Annotated in this window: 20 protein-coding genes; 5 read left to right on the top strand and 15 right to left on the bottom strand. The window is 68.4% G+C overall.

The genetic code is table 11. The features are described 5' to 3' along the window. The first annotated feature begins 3 nt into the window (after nt 1–3). The gene (locus tag OG205_RS04840; protein ID WP_330275025.1) at nt 4–831 is read left to right on the top strand and encodes a MaoC/PaaZ C-terminal domain-containing protein; all 828 of its coding nucleotides are present in this window, start codon (nt 4–6) and stop codon (nt 829–831) included. Here the strand turns inward: OG205_RS04840 and OG205_RS04835 are convergent. Genes OG205_RS04835 through OG205_RS04805 form a run of 7 tightly spaced genes read right to left on the bottom strand, consistent with a single transcriptional unit; the run spans nt 818 to nt 8,177 of the window. Next, a complete protein-coding gene (locus OG205_RS04835; protein WP_330275024.1) occupies nt 818–1,789 on the bottom strand; it encodes a hypothetical protein in 972 nt (323 codons plus the stop codon). The genes OG205_RS04840 and OG205_RS04835 overlap by 14 nt on opposite strands. 11 nt (nt 1,790–1,800) lie before the next feature. Then, nucleotides 1,801–2,946, bottom strand: a complete 1,146-nt coding sequence (locus tag OG205_RS04830; RefSeq protein WP_330275023.1) for a lipid-transfer protein — start codon at nt 2,944–2,946, stop codon at nt 1,801–1,803. After that, on the bottom strand, nt 2,943–3,326 hold the full coding sequence (locus OG205_RS04825; RefSeq protein WP_330275022.1) for a MaoC family dehydratase: 384 nt from the start codon (nt 3,324–3,326) through the stop codon (nt 2,943–2,945). Before OG205_RS04825 ends, OG205_RS04830 begins: the two co-directional genes overlap by 4 nt. Continuing rightward, complete coding sequence (locus OG205_RS04820; protein WP_330278102.1) at nt 3,313–4,197, bottom strand: bifunctional MaoC family dehydratase N-terminal/OB-fold nucleic acid binding domain-containing protein; 885 nt, start codon at nt 4,195–4,197, stop codon at nt 3,313–3,315. Before OG205_RS04820 ends, OG205_RS04825 begins: the two co-directional genes overlap by 14 nt. After that, entirely contained in the window at nt 4,197–5,324 is a 1,128-nt protein-coding gene (locus OG205_RS04815; protein ID WP_330275021.1) for an acyl-CoA dehydrogenase family protein, read from the bottom strand. The genes OG205_RS04820 and OG205_RS04815 overlap by 1 nt, the downstream gene beginning before the upstream one ends. Continuing rightward, nucleotides 5,314–6,276, bottom strand: a complete 963-nt coding sequence (locus tag OG205_RS04810) for an acyl-CoA dehydrogenase family protein (RefSeq protein ID WP_330275020.1) — start codon at nt 6,274–6,276, stop codon at nt 5,314–5,316. Before OG205_RS04810 ends, OG205_RS04815 begins: the two co-directional genes overlap by 11 nt. Then, the gene (locus OG205_RS04805; RefSeq protein ID WP_330275019.1) at nt 6,276–8,177 is read right to left on the bottom strand and encodes an acyl-CoA dehydrogenase family protein; all 1,902 of its coding nucleotides are present in this window, start codon (nt 8,175–8,177) and stop codon (nt 6,276–6,278) included. The genes OG205_RS04810 and OG205_RS04805 overlap by 1 nt, the downstream gene beginning before the upstream one ends. Before the next feature lie 159 nt (nt 8,178–8,336). Between OG205_RS04805 and kstR the strand changes: the two genes are divergently transcribed. After that, nucleotides 8,337–8,912 carry a cholesterol catabolism transcriptional regulator KstR gene (gene kstR, locus OG205_RS04800; RefSeq protein ID WP_245821835.1) on the top strand — a complete coding sequence of 192 codons (576 nt, stop codon included), beginning with the start codon at nt 8,337–8,339 and terminating at the stop codon, nt 8,910–8,912. 77 nt (nt 8,913–8,989) lie between these two features. After that, nucleotides 8,990–9,391 (top strand): hypothetical protein, encoded by a 402-nt coding sequence (locus tag OG205_RS04795; protein ID WP_330275018.1) that lies wholly within the window; start codon nt 8,990–8,992, stop codon nt 9,389–9,391. Here OG205_RS04795 and OG205_RS04790 read toward each other — a convergent pair. Beyond that, nucleotides 9,363–9,551 (bottom strand): hypothetical protein, encoded by a 189-nt coding sequence (locus OG205_RS04790; RefSeq protein ID WP_330275017.1) that lies wholly within the window; start codon nt 9,549–9,551, stop codon nt 9,363–9,365. The genes OG205_RS04795 and OG205_RS04790 overlap by 29 nt on opposite strands. Before the next feature lie 94 nt (nt 9,552–9,645). On the opposite strand from OG205_RS04790, the gene OG205_RS04785 reads away from it, so the two are divergent. Continuing rightward, nucleotides 9,646–9,897 carry a hypothetical protein gene (locus tag OG205_RS04785; RefSeq protein WP_330275016.1) on the top strand — a complete coding sequence of 84 codons (252 nt, stop codon included), beginning with the start codon at nt 9,646–9,648 and terminating at the stop codon, nt 9,895–9,897. A gap of 11 nt (nt 9,898–9,908) precedes the next feature. Here OG205_RS04785 and OG205_RS04780 read toward each other — a convergent pair whose 3' ends face one another. Genes OG205_RS04780 through OG205_RS04760 form a run of 5 tightly spaced genes read right to left on the bottom strand, consistent with a single transcriptional unit; the run spans nt 9,909 to nt 15,658 of the window. Beyond that, nucleotides 9,909–11,276 (bottom strand): cellulose binding domain-containing protein, encoded by a 1,368-nt coding sequence (locus OG205_RS04780; protein WP_330275015.1) that lies wholly within the window; start codon nt 11,274–11,276, stop codon nt 9,909–9,911. Continuing rightward, nucleotides 11,261–12,664, bottom strand: a complete 1,404-nt coding sequence (locus tag OG205_RS04775) for a beta-N-acetylhexosaminidase (protein WP_330275014.1) — start codon at nt 12,662–12,664, stop codon at nt 11,261–11,263. The genes OG205_RS04780 and OG205_RS04775 overlap by 16 nt, the downstream gene beginning before the upstream one ends. Beyond that, nucleotides 12,661–13,482, bottom strand: a complete 822-nt coding sequence (locus tag OG205_RS04770; RefSeq protein ID WP_330275013.1) for a carbohydrate ABC transporter permease — start codon at nt 13,480–13,482, stop codon at nt 12,661–12,663. Before OG205_RS04770 ends, OG205_RS04775 begins: the two co-directional genes overlap by 4 nt. Next, nucleotides 13,479–14,423: a carbohydrate ABC transporter permease gene (locus OG205_RS04765; RefSeq protein ID WP_330275012.1), complete on the bottom strand. Its 945-nt coding sequence runs from the start codon at nt 14,421–14,423 to the stop codon at nt 13,479–13,481. Before OG205_RS04765 ends, OG205_RS04770 begins: the two co-directional genes overlap by 4 nt. After that, complete coding sequence (locus tag OG205_RS04760) at nt 14,420–15,658, bottom strand: extracellular solute-binding protein (protein ID WP_330275011.1); 1,239 nt, start codon at nt 15,656–15,658, stop codon at nt 14,420–14,422. The genes OG205_RS04765 and OG205_RS04760 overlap by 4 nt, the downstream gene beginning before the upstream one ends. A gap of 179 nt (nt 15,659–15,837) precedes the next feature. On the opposite strand from OG205_RS04760, the gene OG205_RS04755 reads away from it, so the two are divergent. Then, nucleotides 15,838–16,602, top strand: coding sequence for a GntR family transcriptional regulator (locus OG205_RS04755; protein WP_330275010.1), 765 nt, complete (start codon nt 15,838–15,840; stop codon nt 16,600–16,602). A gap of 881 nt (nt 16,603–17,483) precedes the next feature. On the opposite strand, the gene OG205_RS04750 is transcribed toward OG205_RS04755, so the two are convergent. Both OG205_RS04750 and OG205_RS04745 read right to left on the bottom strand, forming a co-directional pair. Then, a complete protein-coding gene (locus OG205_RS04750) occupies nt 17,484–19,181 on the bottom strand; it encodes a cation:proton antiporter (RefSeq protein ID WP_330275009.1) in 1,698 nt (565 codons plus the stop codon). A gap of 51 nt (nt 19,182–19,232) precedes the next feature. Further along, nucleotides 19,233–20,846: a purine-cytosine permease family protein gene (locus OG205_RS04745; protein WP_330275008.1), complete on the bottom strand. Its 1,614-nt coding sequence runs from the start codon at nt 20,844–20,846 to the stop codon at nt 19,233–19,235. Between the last annotated feature and the right edge of the window lie 64 nt (nt 20,847–20,910).

Below are 20,910 nucleotides of genomic sequence, written 5' to 3'. Positions count from 1 at the left end.
CTGATGCCGATCGATCCCACTGTCGCGATCGGGGCGGAACTTCCCGAGATCAAGTTCTCCTGGTCCGAGTCCGACGTCCTGCTCTACCACCTGGCTCTGGGCGCGACCGAGCTCCGTTACGTCTACGAGCAGGGTCTGCGGGTGCTGCCGACGTTCGGTGTTGTCGCGCCTCGCTTCCACGAGACCGCACCGCCTGCCGTGTCGTTCCCCGGTGTCGACATCGACCTGGCCCGCGTTCTGCACGGAACGCAGGAGATCACGGTGCACGCTCCGCTGCCCGCCGAAGGTGAGGCGGTGCTGCGGACTCGGATCGCGGACGTGTGGGACAAGGGGAAAGCCGCGGTCATCGTGCAGGAGTCGACCGCTGTCACCCCGGACGGGACCGCGCTGTACACGACCCGGTCCAGCATCTTCGCTCGTGGCGAGGGCGGGTTCGGCGGAGACCGCGGGCCTTCCGGCAGGGTCGAGGTGCCGTCGCGCGCACCGGACTTCGTGATCGAGACGCCGACTCTGCCGCAGCAGGCCTACCTGTACCGGTTGTGCGGTGACCGGAACCCGCTGCACGCCGATCCCGAGTTCGCTGTCCGGGCCGGGTTCGACGCGCCGATCCTGCACGGGCTGTGCACCTACGGGGTGGTGTGCAAGGCCGTGATCGACGCGATGCTCGACGGACCGGAGCAGGTGTCGTCGTTCGGGGCGAAGTTCGCGGGCGTGGTCTTCCCCGGCGAGACGCTGACGACGCGGGTGTGGCGGGACGGCTCGCAGTTGGTGCTGACGACTTTCGCCGGGGACCGTCCCGTTCTCGCCGACGCGGTGCTCACCACCGTGTGACGGCTTCGGTGCCTTCGTCCCAGCGCCAGCCAGGCTGACTCCCTCGCAGGTGGACGCCGCCGATCCACCTGTCGACGCCGTTGATCGTGACGTGGTCCGCCGTGCCCGCGAGCACCTGTGCCCCGGTGCCGGTCAGACTCAGGCGGGTGCGGCGGGTGATCCGGTCGTCCGACGCGATGAGCAGCGGGACAGTCGCGTGCGCGAGCCGTTCCATCATCAGGAAGCACCACGTGTCACCGAGATAGGGGCGCGTTTCCCTGGCCGCGGCACGGACGAACGCCGTGCCCGCGTCGGCGGCACCGCTCGCGACCGCGGCCAGCACGCGTCGTTCGGTGAGCGACAGACCGTCGCGAGTGGACGGATACTCGCGGCCGAGCCGGTCGAACGCCTCGCCGAGGAACCGCAGTTCGCCGGAGCGGCGGGCGGCGATCTCCGCGATGCGTTCAGGACCAGGCGCCCGAAAGGCCGCCCACGCGTCGACGGCCAGCTCCAGCGCGTTCGAGGTCAGGACCGCGCACGCGTTCGTCGCGGGCAGTTCCCGCAACTGGTCCGCCGTCAACTCGCCCAGGCCGCCGAACCGGGCGATGCCGGGGTACTCACCGATGCAGATCAGCGTGACGCGCGAGGCCTGGACGCCCAGGCTGGCCAGGCGGTCGAGGATCTGGATGATCTGCAGCTGGTCGTACAGATCGGCTTCGAACCACAGCACGTACTCGCCGTCCCTGCCGGCCTCCAGGACCCGGTCGCGCTCGGCGAACATGGCCGAGCCCTCCGCGTGCTCGTCGACGCCGCTCTCCGCCAGGAAGCCGGCCCTGATCCCGCGCAGCTCCTCGGGCCCCACTTCGGGCACGGGGCCTTCGTGCAGCGAGTCACGCCAGTACAGGACGCGCTGTGCGAGCCCGGTGCCCGGAACGTCGGTGCTGTCGCCATTGCTGACGTGCAACGCGGGCTCGGTCATGGTCGGCCAGCTTAGGCCTCCCGGCCGAGTACCAGGCCACTGGTCGGGACGCCGGTGCCTGCGGTGACCAGGACGTGCTCGACGTCCGCGACCTGGTTCACCGCGGTGCCGCGCACCTGACGGACGCCCTCGGCGATGCCGTTCATGCCGTGCAGGTAGGCCTCGCCGAGCTGGCCCCCGTGCGGGTTGAGCGGAAGAGTCCCGTCCAGTTCGAGGGCACCGGACTTGATGAAGTCCTTGGCCTCACCGCGACCGCAGAAGCCCAGCTCTTCGAGTTGGACCAGGACGAACGGCGTGAAGTGGTCGTAGAGCACGGCGACGTCCACATCGGACGGACCGATGCCCGACTTCTCCCACAGTCCCCTCGCCACCACGCCCATCTCGGGCAGCCGGGTGAGGTCGTCGCGGTAGTAGCTGGTCATCGTGAACTGGTCCACGCTGCTGCCCTGCGTCGCCGCCTTGACGTGCGCGGGCTTCTTCGGCAGGTCGCGGGCCCGTTCGGCCGAGGTGACGACCAGCGCGACTCCGCCGTCGCTCTCCTGGCAGCAGTCCAGGAGCCTGAGCGGTTCGGCGATCCAGCGGGACGACTGGTGGTCGTCCAGGGTGATCGGCCGGTCGTGGAACCAGGCGTGCGGGTTCGTGGCGGCGTGCTTGCGGTCGATCACGGCGATCCGGCCGAAGTCCTCGCTCGTGGCGCCGTACTCGTGCATGTACCGGCGGGCGAACATGGCGACCATCGCGGCCGGGGTGCCCAGGCCCATCGGGTACGACCAGCTGTTGTCGATGTTGGCCGCCGCCGCGGTCTGCACCTGCCCGAACCGGTGCCCGGAGCGTTCGTTGAACGCCCGGTAGCAGACGACGACCTTGGCCGCACCGGTCTCGACGGCCATCGCGGCCTGCTGCACCGTCGCGCACGCCGCGCCGCCGCCGTAGTGGACGCGGCTGAAGAACGTCAGCTCCGGGATGCCCAGTTCTCGTGCGACCGCGATCTCGGCGTTGGTGTCCATGGTGAAGCTGACCAGGCCATCCACATCGGACGGTTCGAGGCCCGCGTCCTCGATCGCGGCTCTGACGGCCTCGGCCGCCAGCTGGAGTTCGCTGCGGCCGGAGTCCTTGGAGAAGTCGGTCGCTCCGATTCCGACGATCGCGGCGTTCACGCGGGCACCTCGATCTTCACGGTTCCGGTGACGTGGTCGCCGTGCACGGTCCGGCCGACGACCTCGATGGTCAGGTCCTGCTGCTCGCGTTCGATGACCTGGCCGAAGAACTTCAGGGTGTCGTAGGCGAAGCAGGGCGCGCCGAGCTTGATGTTCACCTGCCGTACGAGCACTTCCGGGCCCGCCCAGTCCGTGACGTAGCGCTGCACCAGCCCGGTCGTGGTGAGGATGTTGATGAAGATGTCCTTCGAGCCGCGCTGGATCGCCAGGTCGCGGTCGTGGTGCACGTCCTGGAAGTCGCGGGTGGCCAGCGCGGTGCTGATCACGAACGTCGGCGTGGCCTCGACGTGCCACTCGGGCAGGGAATCACCGATCCGCACGGGGCCTCCAGCTCGGCATCGTCAGGTCGTCGTCGACCTTGGTGAACACGACCTCGACTCGTTGCCCGACGCTGGGCTCGCCGTCCAGTTCGCCCAGCATCCGCACGCCCTCGTCCAGTTCGATCAGGGCGATGACGAACGGGGTCTGCTTGCCGGGCACCTGCGGGTGGTGGTGCACGACGTAGCTGTAGACCACGCCGTAGCCCTCCGAGACGAGGTACTTCGGCTTCGTGGCACCGCATTCCGGGCACATCGGGCCTGGTGGATGGCGCAGGAGACCGCAACCGCCACACCGCTGGATGCGGAGTTCGCCCTGCCGGGTGCCTTCCCAGAAGTACTCGGTGTCGCGATTGACGGACGGCCGGATCGCTTGTGCTTTCGGAGCTTCCTTCGGAGGTTCGGGCTTCTGCGCGGGCTTGAACTTCAGCACGCGGAACCGCATCTCGGCCACGGCCTCGTCGCCGACCCACCAGGTGCTCCTGGTCGTGACGAACCAGCCCTCGCCCAGCCCGGTCTTCTTCGGCCCGGTCACGTCCTCCAGGCTCGTCGTCACCGACAGATGCTCGCCGACCTCGAGGTAGCGGTGGTAGGTCTGGTCGCTGTTGGTCGCGACGACCGAGGTGTAGCCGGCCTCGTCCAGGATCGTCATCATCGCGCCGAGCGGGTCGTCCAGGGTGCGCTGGCCGCGCAGTCCCGCCATCGTCCAGACCTGGACCATCGCGGGCGGCGCCGTCCCCGTGTAGCCGGGGTGTTCGTCGCCGATGGCCTCCAGCCAGTTGTTGATCATCGGCTGGTTGACCGGGTCGCGGGCCAGTCGTGGCGCGCACTCGCCCTGTTCGGCGATGCGGGCGGCTTCCTTCTCTATGTCGATCATCGCACCACCCGCGGCAGTCCGAGCCCGATGTTCGCGATCAGCTCGCGCTGGATCTCCTGCACTCCCCCGCCGAACGTCAGCACGAGGTTGCGCCGTGCCTGGACGTCCAGCCACTTCGTGAGGTCGGCCGGCCCGCCGTGCCGTCCGACGAGCTCCTCCAGCAACCGGCCGATGCGCTGTGTCCTGTCCGCGGCGAACACCTTGGTGGCACTCGCGTCCGCGACCTCCAGCTCACCGCCGGCGACCTGCCAGTTGAGCAGCTCGTTCACGCGGTGGACCGCCCGCGCCTCGGCCAACGCCCTGCGCACGTCCGGTTCGTCGAGGAGCTGACGTTCCGAGGCCCAGCCGTGGACCCGTTCGACGAGCGCGCCGAGCCGTCCGGACGGGCCGAGCATCACGCGCTCGTGGTTGAGCTGGGTGGTGATGAGCCGCCAGCCCTTGTTCTCCTCGCCGACCCTGCGGGCCTCGGGCACGCGGACGTCGTTGTAGTAGGTGGCGTTGACGTGGTGCGCGCCGTCGCAGGTGATGATCGGCGTCCACGAGTAGCCGGGATCGGTGGTGTCGACGATCAGGATCGTGATGCCCTTGTGCCGCGAGTCCGCTGCTCCGGTGCGGCAGGCCAGCCACACGTAGTCCGCGTCGTGACCGCCCGTCGTGAACGTCTTCTGCCCGTTGACGACGTAGTGATCGTCTTCGCGAATGGCCTTGGTGCGCAACGCGGCCAGGTCGGTGCCCGCGTCCGGTTCGGTGTAGCCGATGGCGAAGTGGAGGTCACCGCTGAGGATCTTGGGCAGGAAGAAGTCCTTCTGCTCCTGGGTTCCGTACGTCTGGAGCGTCGGGCCGACGGTCTGCAGCGTCACGTACGGCAGCGGGACGTCCGCGCGGGCGGCCTCGTTGACGAAGATCTGCTGCTCGATCGGCCCGAACCCCAGCCCGCCGTACTCCTTCGGCCAGCCGACGCCGAGCCTGCCGTCGCCACCGAGTCTCTTGACCAGCTCGCGGTAGGTCACGCCATGCCGTTCGGTCAGCATCGCCTCGCGTTCGGCGTCGGACATGACGGTCGCGAAGTACTCGCGCAGCTCGTCGCGCAGCTTGCGTTGCTCGTCGGTGAGGTCAATGAACATCGATGGCTCCCAAGCGGTGCTCCACTCCGCCGACGAACCGCGTCAGCTCCTTGGCCATGCCGTAGTAGCGGTGCATCGGGTAGGTGATGTCGAGCCCGAGGCCGCCGTGCAGGTGGTGGCAGGTGTGCACGGCCGGCAGGGCTTCCGCTGCCAACCAGTACGCGGCTGTGTCGAGGTCGTTGTCGTCGAGGCTCCAGGCGGCGGTCAGCGCGGCGAGGTGCAGGGTGCGGGAGGCGATGTAGACGTCCGCGACCAGACACGCCGCGGTTTGGAAGGTCGCGAGGGGTTTGCCGAACTGGTGGCGGGTGCCGACGTGCTTGACGGTGAGGTCGAGGGCTCCGGCCAGGACACCATCCGCCACCGCAGCCGCTCCGGCCAGGGCGAACCTGCGGATGCCTTCCTCCGCGCCTTCCAGCAGTTCACCCTGAGCGCCTTCGAGACGCACGGTTCCGTCCGATGTGGACACACCGGGTTGCGCCGGGTCGACGACGAAGACTCCGTTGTCCGTGCTGACGAGGATTCGGTGCGCCTCGGCGGCGTACGGCACGTTGATCTTCACGCCGGAGATGCCGTCCGGTCCCGCCGTGGTCTCCGGCGCGGAAGGCAGAGGTCTCGAAGGTTCACTCAACGCCGCTGTCAGCACGCCGTGCTGTTCGGTCACCAACGGCAGCAAGGCGTCCTGCTGCTCGGGGGTGCCGTAACGGACGATCGGCAACACGCCCAGCGCGAGCGTGGCCAGCGCCGGAACCTCCACCGCCCGCCGGCCGACCTCGGTGAGCAGCACGGCCGTCTCCAGCACGCCGAGCCCGTCACCACCGAGCCGTTCAGGAACGGCCAGGGCCAGCAGTCCCGCCTCCCCCAGCGCTTTCCAGGGGGTCGCGCTCTCCCTGCCCAGCACGTCGGCCGCCAGGGTGGCGATCTCCTGCTGGGTCTCGTCGAGCTTGAAGTCCATCAAAGCTCCCTCGGTAGACCGAGAATTCGCTCGCCTGCCAGGTTCATCAGCACTTGCGTCGTTCCGCCCGCGATGCTCAGGCACCTCGTGAGCAGGAACTCGTAGATCAGCTCACCTTCGACCGCGGCGTCCGGACCGAGCAGCTCGACCGCGAACTCGGCGACGTCCTGCCGTTGCCGCACCCCGGCCAGCTTGCGCACGCTGGACTCCGCGCCCGGCTCCTGTCCGCTGAGCACCCGCAGGCTCGCGCGCAGGTCCAGCACGGACACCGCCAGCCCCTGGGCCACCAGGGCCCCCAGCCGTTCCGCGTGGTCCGGAGCCGACGGTGACTTCAGGACCTGTTCCAGCGGCTCGCCGAGTGCCGAGCCCATCGCGACGCGCTCGTTCGCGAGAGTGGTGCGGGCCAGCCGCCAGCCGTCGTTCACCGCGCCGACCACGCAGTCGTCCGGCACGAACACGTCGTCCAGGAAGACCTCGTTGAACCGTGCGTCGCCGGTGATCTCCTGCAACGGCCGCACGTCCACCCCGGTCGCGCGCATGTCGACGAGGAAGTAGGTGATGCCCTTGTGCTTCGGGACGCTGGAATCCGTGCGGGCCAGGCAGATCGCCCAGTCGGCCTGGTGCGCGAGCGACGTCCACACCTTCTGCCCGGTGAGCTTCCAGCCGCCGTCGACGCGAACGGCCTTGGTGCGCAACGAGGCCAGGTCCGAGCCGGCCTCGGGTTCGCTGAACAGCTGGCACCAGGTCAGCTCACCGCTCAGCGTCGGCGGCACGAACCGTTCCTGCTGCTCCGTCGTGCCGTGGCGGAGGATCGTCGGTCCCGCCCAGCCACCGATGATCAGGTCCGGCCTGCGCACGCCGGCGCGGACGAACTCGCTGTCGATGACCATCTGCCTGGCCTGATCGGCGTCCTGCCCGTACGGCTTCGGCCAGTGCGGCACGAGGAACCCGCTGTCCGCCAGCCGTTCTCGTTGGGCGGCAGGGTCGAGTCCGGCGATCTCCTCCGCGAACTTCCGCACTTCCGGATCCGACTCGACCTGGACGGTGAGCGAACGGCGCGCTCCCGCCAACGCCAGCTCGGCGACACGTCGGCGCCAGAAAGCCACACCACCCGCCAGTTGCTGCAGCGCCAACGCCCTGCGCAGGTAGCGGTGCGCGTCGTGCTCCCAGGTGAAGCCGATACCGCCGAGCACCTGGATGCAGTCCTTGGCGTTGCGGACGGCCGCGTCGAACGCCACCGCCGCCGCGACCGCCGCCGCCAGGGGGTGTTCCTCCTCGCCGACCGACCGCGCCGCGTCCCAGGCCACCGACGACGCCTGCTCGGCGCGGCACAGCATCTCCACGCAGAGGTGCTTGACGGCCTGGAACGACCCGATGACACGCCCGAACTGCTGACGCTGTTTCGCGTACTCGACAGCGGTGTTCAGGCACCACGCGGCGACCCCGCTCGCCTCGGCGGCCATCAACGTCACCGCGAGGTCGGTCGGGTCGTCCACGGTCCGCCCAGGCTCGTTGACCACCGCCGATCCCAGCGAACGTGAGTGGTCCACGGCTTCCAGCGCGGTGAGCGACACCTGCTCGACCGGCACGAGCATCCAACTGTCCGTTTTGAGCAACAGGTGCGTCGCCTCGGCGGCACCGACCACGTGCTGGGACGAGAACCCGAACCCGGCGATCCCCTCGAAGTCCGGGAACAGCACCGACACGAGCGCCGTGGGCAGCAACGGCCCCGGCACGAGGTTCTCGGCCGCCCGCTCCAGCATCACCGTGAGATCGGCGACCGTGCCGCCCTCCCGCGTCACCTCGAAGAACCCGACCTTGACGAGATCGGCCCACTCACCCTTGGCGGCGTCCACGCTGTCGCGCAGGGCGCGTTGTTCCCCGGTCGTGGCGATCGGCATGCGGCCTCCTCCAGTACATGAAGAAGTTTATAGAACGTGTTCTATTTCCGGCAACAGATCATGGCTGGGAAACCGATCGAGTATGATGCGAAGGCAGCTGCAACACGTTCCAGGAGGATCATCTCCGTGTCACCTTCGAAGTCGCGCACGGACGCGCTCATGGCGGGCGACGAGCTCAGCTCGGCCGCCCAGCGCGAGCGTCGCAAGCGGATCGTCGACGCGACCATCGCGCTGGCGTCGAAGGGCGGGTTCGACGCCGTCCAGATGCGCGCCGTGGCCGACCGCGCGGACGTCGCGCTGGGCACGTTGTACCGCTACTTCCCCTCGAAGGTCCACCTGCTCGTGTCGAGCCTCGCGGTGGAACTGGAACGCGCCCAGGAGAAGATGGACCGCACCACCGTCCCCGGCGAGAGCCCGTACGAGCGCGTGCTGTTCGTGCTCGGCCGCATCACCAGGGGCCTGCAGCGCAACCCGCACCTCACCGAGGCGATGACGCGCGCGTTCACGTTCGCCGACGCTTCCGCGGGCGCCGAGATCGACCGGGTCTCGCTGCTCATGGAGAGCATGTTCACCAAGGCGATGAGCGACGACGCGCCGACCGAGGAGCAGAAGGCCATCGCCCGCGTCATCGGCGACGTGTGGCTGTCGAACCTGGTCGCCTGGGTCACCCGCCGCGCCACCGCCACGGACGTCGCGAACCGCCTCGAACTCACGGTGCGTCTGCTGCTCAAGTGAGTAGTCCTGGGGAATGACCCGCGAGTCACACCGCCGAACGATGCCGGTGCACGGCGTTCACCCCTACCGTCTGTCCTATGAAGACGCTCGTGGTGGTCCTCGTCGTGCTGGCCGTGCTGGGCGGCGGAACCGTTGCCCTGGTGAACCACTTCGGCGGCTGGACGACGCTCACCGGCAAGGCCTGGGCGATCACCTACGAGGTCTCGTCCCAGCCCGCCGAGTCGCTCGGGGACGTGACGTACACCGAGTCGCCCACCCGGTACCGCAAGGAGACGCCGCAGAACGTCAGCGTCTCGAAGCCGCTGCCGTGGACCGCGGAGGTCGTGATCAACGCCGGCGAGAAGGCCCAGGTCACCGCCGCGCCCAAGGGCGATCAGGTGCTGACGTGCCGCATCCTGCTCGACGGGGTCAAGGAACTGGCGACCGCAACGGGCGCGCCCGGTCAGAAGGTCAGTTGCGACGCCGCGCCCGGTACTTGATGATCGGCGGCACCACGATGAGCACGAGGACGACCTCGATCACGTAGATCCACGGCCTTTCGATCCCGAGCACGCCGATGACGGCGCCTGCCGCGAATCCCAGCAGGATCAGACCGAGCACGATCAGCACAAGTTGTCCGCGTTGCGACACGATTGCCACCCCCTCTCCCCAGCGCCGAGCCCCCACGCACCGGCGACCTCCTTCCGGATCGGCCGACCGCGCCCCAGGTCAAACCCGCCGGCGGTTCACGCTCGTGAACCTCGCCAACGCCAACCTCGCCAACACCAACCTCGCCTCGTACCTCGTGCCGGTGCACGCGGACGTCCCGCGGATCGACGTCCGGCTCCTCGACCACCCGGACCCGCTGGTCAGCGGCCTGGGCGCGAAGGGCGTCGGCGAGCTCGGCATCGTGGGCGCGGCCGGCGCGATCGCGAACGCCGTCCACCACGCCACGGGTGTCCGGGTTCGCGATCTGCCGATCACACTGGAGAAACTGCTGACCTGATCAGACCTCGATCAGACGTTGTCGACGTGCGCGACGCCCGCGGTGCGGTAGTCCTGCACGGCCGTCTTCACCTGGGCCGGGCTGAGCACCTGGTCCTTGGCGAAGTACACGTAGTCGACCTCCTGCTGGTAGGCGCGTTCGGCACTGCTGCCCTGCAGGCCGCCCGAGATGAACCAGAGGTTGAAGTTGATCGACATCGGCGTCTCCGGGTAGTACTTGTCGCCGTGGTCGGCGACCAGGTTGCCGTCGATGTAGTACTTCACGCGGCCGTTCGCCACCTGGAAAACGAGGTCGTGCCAGCCGTTGTAGCTGACGCGCTGCTCGTTGTGGATGTTGTCGGCGACCCACGGTTCGTTCTGGTAGGTCTCCCAGGTGGTCTCGTACATGACGTTGGCCGGTTCGCCCCAGCCGCCGTTGGGCAGGTACTCGAAGTCGATCTCGCCGTAGTTCGGGGCCATCGGCGCGTCGAGCGGGGTGATGGTGAAGAACGTCTGCACGACGTGGTCACCGTCCGGGCCGAAAACGGGCGCGTCGCTGAACTTCACGCGTGACGCGTAGGTGCCCTCGAAGAACTTCCGCTGGTGGTACAGCTCCGTCTGCCTGGCGGCGGAACCGTTGTTCCACGAGTCGAGGCGCATGACCTTCTGGCCGTCGACGGTCGGGAACGTGATGCGCGACGGGTCCCAGGTCGCGCCCGGCACGCCGGGGCCGCCACCGCCCGAACGGACGGTCCAGCCGCGCTGGCCGATCCGCGAGTCGCTCGAGTTGTTGTAGGCGAAGTCGTCGAACATCTTGGGGCCGTTGGGATTCGGCTGCGTCGTCGTGGTCGTCGTGGTGGTGGGCGGGCTGCCGCCGGGCGGGGTGCCCCACAGCAGCGTGCTGCCGCGGTGGACCGTGACGCGGTTCCACGCCGAGTAGGTGCTCTCGCCGCGGAACGAGTAGTCGTCGGACTGGGCGATCGGGCCCCAGTTGGTGCGGTAGAAGCGGAGTTGCAGGTCTCCGGAGTCGGCGCCGGCGTTCAGCGTGCCCGCGCCGGAGGTGAAGCCGACCTCCAGGTAGCGGTCGGCAGGGCCGCCGGTCAGGGTGCCGAACTGGCCGGTCACGTTGCCGCAGCCGCGCACGGCCCACGAGCAGGCGAACCGGTAGCCGACGTCCGGGGTGTCGCTCTTGAAGTAGTAGCGGATCTTCACGTCGGACAGCGGCACGCTCGTGGTGCCCGAGTTGACCAGTTTGAACCACGGTTCGGCCTGGTCGGTGGTCGCACCGGACGCGCTGGTCCGGTACTGGGCGGTGATCGCGTCGGCGGCGAACGCGCTGGGCGCCACGGCCAGTGCTGCCACCGCCAGGGCCGCGCAGGACGCGGCTAGGAGTGCTCGCAACGTTCTCTCCTCATTTCGGCAGGGATGGACAGGGCGGCGAGCCTTGACGAGTGGAGGCGCATCCTGGTGGTGAAGCCCTCCCACTCGGGGCGCTGGGACCAGAGGGTGTCGGCCAGCGCGGCAAGACGGGGAAATGCCAGGTATTCCAGGTGGTCGCGGGAACGGGCGTGCTCGGTCCACAGCTGGCACTGGGCGCCGAGCACGCCGTCGGGCAGCGGCACGTGGTAGACGTCGCGGGCGGTCACGACGTACCCGGGCTGGCCGGGTGGTTCGTGCGGGGCGTCCGACTGGGGGTAGTCGAGGTAGGTGGAGGTGTGCGGGGTCATGACGACCGGCTGGCCGCGCTCCAGTGCTTTGGCCGCCTGGGTTTCGTCCTTCCACGGCATCACGAGGGATCGCGGGTCGCCCGTCGGTTCCCAGGCGGCCGGGACGCGGCCACGGTCGAGCAGGTACTTGCTCGCCTGGCGGAGGAACTGGGCGTGCACGTCCTCCGGCAGCAGGCATTCGTCGCCGCCGAGGTGGACGTGCTCGCCGGGGAAGACCTCCAGCACCTCGGCCAGGACCTCGCGGACGAAGCCCATCGCGTGCAGGCCGAACGCCGCGTCGCTGATGCCCCAGCGGGTCCAGACGGGCAGCGGTTCCGAGGCGATGCCTAGGTCGGGATAGGCAGCCAGCGCCGCGCGGGCGTGGCCGGGCATCTCGATCTCCGGCACGACCCGGACGCCGCGCTCGGCGGCGAACGCCACCAGGCCTTCCAGCTCGGCACGGGTGTAGGTGCCGCCGTGCGGGACGCCGTCGCCGTTCGTCTCGGTGCGCCAGCCGCCGATCGAGGTCAGCAACGGGTGCGCGGGCACCGGCATGCGCCAGCCCTGGTCGTCGGTCAGGTGCAGGTGCAGGACGTTGAGCTTGTGCAGGGCCATCAGGTCGATGAACCTGCGCAGCACGTGCACCGGCTGGAAGTGCCTGGCGACGTCGAGCATGAACCCGCGCCACGGCAGCCTGGGCACGTCGCGGATGTCGACGCCCGGCAGCGTCCAGTCCACTTCGGACGCTCGTGTCGGCCTCAGCGCCTCGACCGGCAGGAGCTGGCGGATCGTCTGGACTCCGTGCGTCAGGCCTTCTCTGGTGCCCGCGCGCAGCAGGACGCCGTGCTCGTTGACGGTCAGCGCGTAGCCCTCCGCGCCGAGTCCGACGAGCTTGGCGTCCAGCGCGATGACGATCTGGCCGTGGTCGGCGATCGGCAACGGCAGTCCCGTAGCCGGCCTGAGGAGCGAGCGCAGGAGCCTGGCCACGGGCTCGGCGCCGGGCGTGACGCGCACGCTCGTGCCGCAGTCCAGCGTGAACCCCTTGCCGCGCCGCACGATCCTGGTCGGGAGTGGAACGATCATCCCTTCACCGCCCCTCCGACGATGCCGGTGGTCACCCGGCCCTGCAACACGACGAAGATCAGCAGCACCGGCAGCATGAACAGCGTCGAAGCGGCCATCGTGGCTCCCCAGTCGGTGCCGAAGGTGTTGTTGAACGAGGACAGCCAGACCGGCAGCGTGCGGTCGTCCTGGTCCTTGATGATCAGCACGTTGGCGAAGGCGAACTCGTTCCACGCGGTGATGAACCCGAACAGCGACGTCGCCAGCAGACCAGGTGCGAGCAAGGGGAACACGACCTTGCGGAACGCCTGCCCGCGCGTGCACCCGTCGACCTGTGCCGCTTCTTCGAGGTCGACCGGGATGGCGGCGAGGAACCCGCGCAACGTCACGATGGTGAACGGCAGCGTCATCATGAAGTAGACCAGCGTGAGGATCCACAGCGTGTCGAGCATGCCGGTGTCCCTGGCGATCACGTAGATCGGGATGAGCAGCGCCTCCCACGGCGTCATCTGCGCGACGAACACCATCAGCACGAAAGCCCTGCGGCCCTTCCACTGCAGCCGCGCGATCGCGAACGCCGCGAGCAGGGCCACCAGCAACGCCAGGACCACCGCGCCGCCCGCCACGAGAAGACTGTTGCGCCAGAACGAGAAGAACCCCTTCGCAGCGATCGCCGTGCCGAAGTGGTCGAACGTGATCGGCAGCGGCAGGAACGTCGGTGTCGCACTCTGGATGTCCTTGGTGGGCTTGAAGGCCGTGAGCACCATCCAGTACACGGGGAACGTCGAGATCACGAAGACGATGAGCGCCGCCGTGGTGCGCGAGATCCGTCCGATCATGCGTCCCGCTCCTGCCGGTAGAGCTGGCGGAAGTACGCCAGCAGTGCGAGCACGAGCAGCACCACCATGAGCATCGACACGGCCGCGCCCAGGTCGTAGCGCTGCAACGACTGTGCGACCTGGAAGGCGTAGACCGGCAACGTCGTCGTGGCCTGGCCAGGACCGCCCTGGCTGATCACCCAGATCTGCACGAACGCCTTGACGACCCAGATCACCTCCAGGCACGTGATCAGGCCGAACATGGCGCGCAGCATGGGAAACGTGATGGTCGAGAACACCCGCCACGCGCCGGCGCCGTCGATGCGCGCGGCCTCGTACAGCTCCTGCGGCACGGTGATCATCGCCGCGTACAGCGACAGTGCGGCGAACGGGATCGACTGCCAGACGATCAGCGTGATGAGGATGCCGAACGTCGCCTCGCCGTTCGCGAACCAGGTGTAGTCGCGGTACTCCTCGAAGCCCAGCGCGACCAGCGCCCAGTTCACGACGCCGAGCCTGGACTGGAAGAGCCACTGGAACACCGTGGTCGCCGCGATGATCGGCGTCGCCCAGGTGAGCACGAGCCCGCCCATCACCAACAGGCGCAGCCATTTCCCGAGCCTGACGAGCAACAGCGCGACCAAAGTGGACAGAACCATGATGAGCACCACGTTGATCGCGGTGAACCAGAGCGTGCGCCTGACCACGCCCCAGAACTCGGGGTCGGACAACACCTTCACGTAGTTCGCGAGCCCTACGAACTTCGCGTCGCCGCGCACGAGCTGCGGCAGCCCGAACTCCTGCAGCGAGATGATCACGTTGCGAACCAGCGGGTACACCAGCAGGTACGCGGTGGTGAGCAGGGTGGGCGCGATCAGCAGATACGGCAGCACCGGGCGTTTGCGGCGCTTCGGGGCGGCCGGCGCGGTCTCCCGCACCGGCCTTTCGGCCAGGAGCGTCATTTGCCCGAGTTCAACGCTTGGGTGATCACTTCGTCGGCGGTCTTGGCCGCTGTCGCGGGATCGGCACCGGTCAGGACCGCGGTCTGGAACTCCTTGATCGGGTTGCGGGCCTCGACCGCCGCCCAGTTCGGCGAGTTCGGGGTGGCGTGCCCGTTGGCAGCGCCCTGCGCCATCGCCGCCGTACCGGGATCGCCGCCCACCGCCTGCGCGAGCGACTTGCGGTTCGGCACGTAGTTCATCGCCTTCGCGAGCTCGACCTGCCACTTCTCGCCGGCGAGCGCCTTGACGACCTCGTACGCGCCGTCCTGCCTGCCCGACGCCATCGGGATGATGAGGTCGGAACCGCCGGTGAACACCGCGCCGGGCTTGTCCGCGGTCTTGCCGGGGATCGGGAAGAAGCCGATCTTGCCTTCGAGCTCCGGGTTGGCCTTCGTGACGAGCTTCGCCGCGCCGGGCACCGCGATGAACTGCGCGACCTTGCCGCCCGCGACCACGTCCGTCTGCTGCGGCTTGGCCTCGTCGGAGTCCTTCGGCCCGTCGCCGAGCGCCTGGAGCTTCTTGTAGAAGTCCATGCCCGCCAACGCCTGCGGCGTGTTCAGCGAGCCGCTCCACCTGTCGCCGCTCTGCTTGGCGAGGTCGCCGCCCTCGTCCCAGACGAACCCGGACAGCGTGTACCAGTTCTGGCCGGGCAGGTAGATCCCCTGCTGGTCGCCCTGGTCGAGCTTGGCGGTGGCGGCGAGCCACTCCTCGCGGGTCTTGGGCGGCGTGACCTGGGCGGCCTCGAACAGGTCCTTGCGGTAGATGACGACCCGGTTGGCCGCGTAGAACGGGACGCCGAACTGCTTGCCGTCCACCGCACCCGGTTCGCCCAGGCCAGGAATCCAGTCGTCGCCCTGAAGCTCGCTCTTCTTGGCGGACAGGTCCGTGACGCCCTTGCTGGCCACGTACTGGGCGACCTGGGTGTTGCCGACCTCGATCACGTCCGGCGGATCAGTGCTGGCCAGGGCACTGGTCACCTTCTGCGTGATGCCGTTCCACTCCTGAATCTGGATCTTCAGGTCGAGGTCGGCGTGATCACGTTCGAACTCGCTCTCGAACTTCGACACGAACTCCTCGGTGGCCGTGTCCTTCATGAGCCACACGGTGATCTCCTGCTTCCCACCGCCGCCGCCCGCGGACGTACCGCAGGCCGACAACGTGAGAGCCAGGGCTAACAAGGCAGCGGAGCGCGACACGACTCACCTCTCGCTGGGATGTGACCAATTGGTCAGGTCCGATGGGAGTGGGTAGAAAGTGGCATAGACCACTTCTCAGGTCAATCCCCTGGTTGGCTGCGTGAGAGCGCTCTCGATCTTCAACAGGCTGGTTACTTACCAGTGGTATGCCATACTGGCCGCCGACCGAGCGGAGGGGCATGGCCGAAGCGATCCTCAAGCGCGAGCAGGTCCGCGACTACCTGCTCGAGCTCATCGAGACCCACCCGGCGGGCGCCCCGATCCCCGCCGAACGCGTGTTGTGCCAGCAACTCTCAGTCTCACGCCCCACTGTCCGCTCAGCCGTGGAGGAACTGGTCAACACCGGCCTGCTCGTCCGCCAGCACGGCCGGGGCACCTTCGTCGCGCGCGCCAAGATCACCCAGGAGATGGTGTCCGACACCGGATCCATGTCCCTGCCCCAGGCAGGCGGCACGTGGTCGTCCCGGGTGCTCGAACACGCCCGCATCCCGGCCGGCGCCCGAGTGGGCCGCCGCCTGCACCTCTCCCCCGCCGCCGAGATCCACTACATCGCCCGCCTGCGCCTGGTCGACGGCGAACCGATGGCGTTGGAGTACCTGCACGTACCCGCGCTGGTCGCGCCCTCGTTGACGTTGCACGACATGGAGTCCGGCGACTTCTACGAACGGCTGCGCGAGCACGGCGTGCACGTTTCCGAGGCCGTGCAGTCGATCGAGCCCACGGTGGTCAACGAGTCCGAGGCCGCATTGCTCGGAGTACCGGTGTTCGCGCCTGCTCTGCTGTTCGAGCGGCTGACGACCGATGCCGAAGGGCGGCAAGTGGAGTACGTGCACTCGATCTATCGGGGGGACCGGTATCGGATCGTGTCGCGGTTGACGCTCGGGGCTTCGCCGCGCAATACCGTGGACGTGCAGGCGAAGGTCGGGAACGACCTGTTCCAGTAACACCGGACTGCCTTGGCACGACGTGAAATCACGTGCAGGGACCTACGTTCGTTCGCGCGGTCGAGGCCACACTGGCCGGCATCGCCTTCGTCGCCGAAGTCGGGACCCCCTGCTGCCCCTCACGAACAACGACCACACCGAGGCCGGAATCCACCTCGCCCTCGACGACCACGAGTACGACGCCGGCGTCCCCGCGCTGCGTTTCATCGTCACCGCGACCGCCTTCAACCCGGCCGAGCGCAAACCGGTCGCGCAGTACGGCGTTCTCAACGAGGAGTACGCCAGCTCGAAGCTGAACGTGACGCTGACCAACTCGCTCTTCGGATCGACGACGGTGCCGTTTCCGGTTGCGTACGCCGTGGACCCGTTCGGCCCGGAAGACGCCCGCCAGGTGACCGCCTCCGTACCGGCCGACGCCGACCCAACGCAGTTTCCCAACGACACCTACTCCCTCAACCTCAGCGTCGGCGTCAGACTTCCTCCGGAACTCGGCGCCGCGGTGCCGCGGTGCCGCGGTGCCGCAGAACGTGACCGACGGGACCTCGGTGAGCGCCGGCGAAGCGGCCAAGCTCCCAGTGGCTTTCGGCCTCGCGCTCGACCGCAGGCTCGGAAGGTGGAAGCCTCGGCACCGACAAGATCGTGGCGGGCGAGTTCGAGACCGAATCTCGGACCTACGCGGCGCGCATGGAGGCGGAGTTCAGCCGCGGATGGGCGTACTGGGCGTTCATCTAGGCGGTGAGCCTGATGCCGGCGGTGATCGGGCTGAGCTTCTTCGTCCGCACCAGAAGACGGCGCGGGAGCAACGACACCTCGGCCGCCATGGAACTAGCGGCCGCGCAAGCCTTTGCCCCCGCGAGTGCCCGACGGGGCCGTCCGCCGGATCACATGAACCGGGTGCTCTGGCTGTCAACGAAGGTCTGCGCGCGTTCCAGGGTGTGCGAGGCGTAGGTTCCCCCGGCACGCGCGTCCAGCAGGGCGTTCTGCTGCGCGTCCGTCATCATCCGCTGCAGCTCGAAACGCTGGTGCAGCGACTTGTCCGGGTCCTGCTCCAGGAACTTCTTCTCGATGCCCTCGCTCATCGCGATCGTGCGTTCCAGCGTCTGCTCCAGCAGGTGCTCGTCGAACGGCTCACCGTTCTCGCGGCACAACGTCGAGCTCTCCAGCAACGTCCGGCTCGCCGTCACCAGTTCGCCCGCCAGCCGGGCGTACTCGCGGCGTTCGTGGTCCTCGTCGTTGCCCCGGATGCCCAGCCACCTGATCACCAGCGGCAACGAGCCGCCCTGCACGACCAGGGTGAGGATCGCGACCGTGAAGGCGATCAGGATCAGCTCGTTGCGGAACGGCAGGTCCTCCGGCAGTGTCTGAGCGGCCGCCACCGTCACCACGCCGCGCATGCCGGACCAGGCGAGCACCGCGCCGCCCCGCCAGCTCAGGCCCTCGGTGGCGTAGAAGGCCACGTCGGCCTGTTTGCGTTGCAGCATCCGGATTCCGCGGTCGTACCGCTTCTCCTCGCCGGGCTTGGGGCCGCGTGCGACGAACCGGTCGGCGAAGGCCTCGAGCTTGCCGGTGAACGCGTCCGCGCGGCGTTGCTGGCGGCGCAGCAGGGCGATCACCGGGATGGTGAACGCCACGCGCAGCAGCACCAGCGCCACGGTGGCCAGCGCGCCGATGACCAGCGTTCGCGCCAGGTCGTCGTCCGCCACGGTGGCGACGACCGACGTGAGCTCGAAGCCCACCAGCAGGAAGACGCCGTTCTCCAGGATCAGCTGGATCGTGCGCCAGTTGGTGCGTTCGGAGATGCGGTCGTGCGCGGTGAACCGCTTGGCGCTCTGGTGCCCGGTGATCAGACCGGCCACGACGACGGCGATCACGCCGGACGCGTGCACCTCCTCGGCCGGGATGAACGCCAGGAACGGGACGACGTACGAGATCGCGGTCGTGAGCACCGGCTGGCCCTGGATCTTCGACCGCGCCCACACCGACACGATGCCGACCGCGGCGCCGATCACCACGCCCACCGACACGGCGTACGCGAAGTCGCCCACCGCACTGCCGAACGACACGCTCGCCGTGATCGCGACGATGGCCGTGCGCAGCAACACGAGCGCGGTCGCGTCGTTGACCAGGCCTTCGCCCTCGAGGATCGTGACGAGCCTGGGCGGCAGGCCGAGCTTCTTGCCGATCGACGTGGCGGCAACCGCGTCGGGCGGGCTGATCACCGCGCCCAGGGCGAGCGCCGCCGCGAAGCCGATCTCGGGCAACAGCCACCAGATCAGCAGACCCGTGCCGAACGCGGACACCACCACGAGCAGCACCGACAGCGCGCCGATGGTCGCGAAGTTGCGTCTGAAGTCGACCACCGGCACGTTCACCGCCGCCGAGTACAGGATCGGCGGCAGCACGATCACGAGGATCCACTCAGGCTCCACGAACAGGTGCGGAGCTCCAGGCAGCTGGCTGCAGCCCATGCCGACGAGCACGAGCAGCACGGGTGCGGCCACGCCCAGTTTGGGCGCGGCGTACGACACCACCACGATGATCAGCACGGCCGCGACGGCGAGCAAGGCCCATTCCTGCATGACGTGCAGTTTGCTTGATCGGAACGGACCTCGCCCGGGCAGCCACGCCGGTCAGGAAGCAGGAAGCACGTGGCGGCCGTCACGATCGGTGCTCAGGCACAGTGAGCAGATCTCGCCGCCGAGAGCGCTGGCCGTCATGTCCGGTCGCTCGTACGACTCCGTGCACACCACGCACTCGTACCGCGTCCCGCTCGGGTTGCCGTCCTCGTCGAGCACCGGCTCCGCGATGCCGTCGTCCGTGCGGCGCAGGTAGAACCGGCCGCGCGTGAGCACCGCGAGCAACGGCGTCAGCACGATAGGGATGCCGACCGCGACCAGTGGCGAGTAGGGCTGGATCGCCGCGCCGAACAGTCCGAAGTAGACCGAGATGGAGCAGATCGACGAGGCGAGGAACGACCCGACGCCCACCGGGTTGACCGCGAACAGCATGCCGCGGCGGAACTCCGGTTGCTTGGGCGAGAGCTTCAGCAGGTACTTGTTGATCGCGATGTCCGCCGCGACCGTGACGACCCACGCCATCGCACAGTTCGAGTAGAAGCTCAGCAGGTTGTTGAGGAAGCTGAACATGTCCGCTTCCATCAGCACCAACGCGATCACGAGGTTGACCAGCACGAACACCAGTCGTCCCGGATAGTGCTTCGTGACGCGGGTGAAGGAGTTCGTCCACGCCAGCGACCCCGAGTAGGCGTTGGTGACGTTGATCTTCACCTGGCTCAGCACCACGAGCACCAGCGCCAGCGGCACCACCAGCCACGCCGGCATGAACTGCTTGAACACCCCGGTGAACTGCTCGATCGGCTCCACCGCGGCGACCTTGCCGACCGCGTCGAGCACGTAGACCGCCATGAACGCGCCGATCGCCTGCTTCAGCGCGCCGAACACGACCCAGCCCGGTCCGGCCATGATCATCGACGTCCACCACGCCCGCCGGTTCTCCGCGGTGCGCGGCGGCATGAACCGCAGGTAGTCGATCTGCTCGCCGATCTGCCCCATCAACGACAGGCACACGCCAGCGCCGAGCATCACCGCCGCGGTGTTCACGCCGGTGTCCCCGTAGGCGAGCCAGCGGCTGACCGAGTCCGGGTCCGCGATCACCAGGTACAGCAGCGGCGCCACCATCAGCAGCAGCCACAACGGGTTCGTCCAGCTCTGCAGCTTCGCGAGCACCTTCATCCCGTAGATCACCAACGGGATGATCACCAACGTCGACGCGAGATACCCCAGCCACAGCGGCAGCCCCAGCGCGTACCGCAGGCCCTGCGCCATGATCGAGCCTTCGAGCGCGAAGAAGATGAACGTGAAGCTCGCGAAGATCACGCTCGTGATGACCGAGCCGTAGTAGCCGAACCCTGATCCGCGCGTGATCAGGTCGAGGTCGATGTTGTACCGCGCCGCGTAGTAGGCCAGCGGGAACCCGGTCACGAAGATGACGATCGCCGCGAACGCGATGGCCAGCAACGCGTTCCCGGTGCCGTGCGCGAGCCCGATGCCCGCACCGATCGAGAAGTCCGCCATGTAGGCGATCCCGCCCAGCGCGGACGCACCGACGACGGCGGGCGTCCAGCGCCGGTACGTCCGGGGTGCGAACCGAAGGGTGTAGTCCTCAAGCGTCTCTTTGGACGCCGCACGTACCGGCGCGGGCTCCACAACCTCGTCAAGGGTCATGGATCTCGACGCTAGGAACTGCGCGTTTCGTTCAGTCGCACCACTTGTGACGAGCGCATCACGC

The sequence above is a fragment of the Lentzea sp. NBC_00516 genome (assembly GCF_036346835.1).
In the GTDB taxonomy this organism is placed as follows: domain Bacteria; phylum Actinomycetota; class Actinomycetes; order Mycobacteriales; family Pseudonocardiaceae; genus Lentzea; species Lentzea sokolovensis.
The sequence above is the reverse complement of the archived record's forward strand: the minus strand, read 5'-3'. Positions and strand labels throughout refer to the sequence as shown.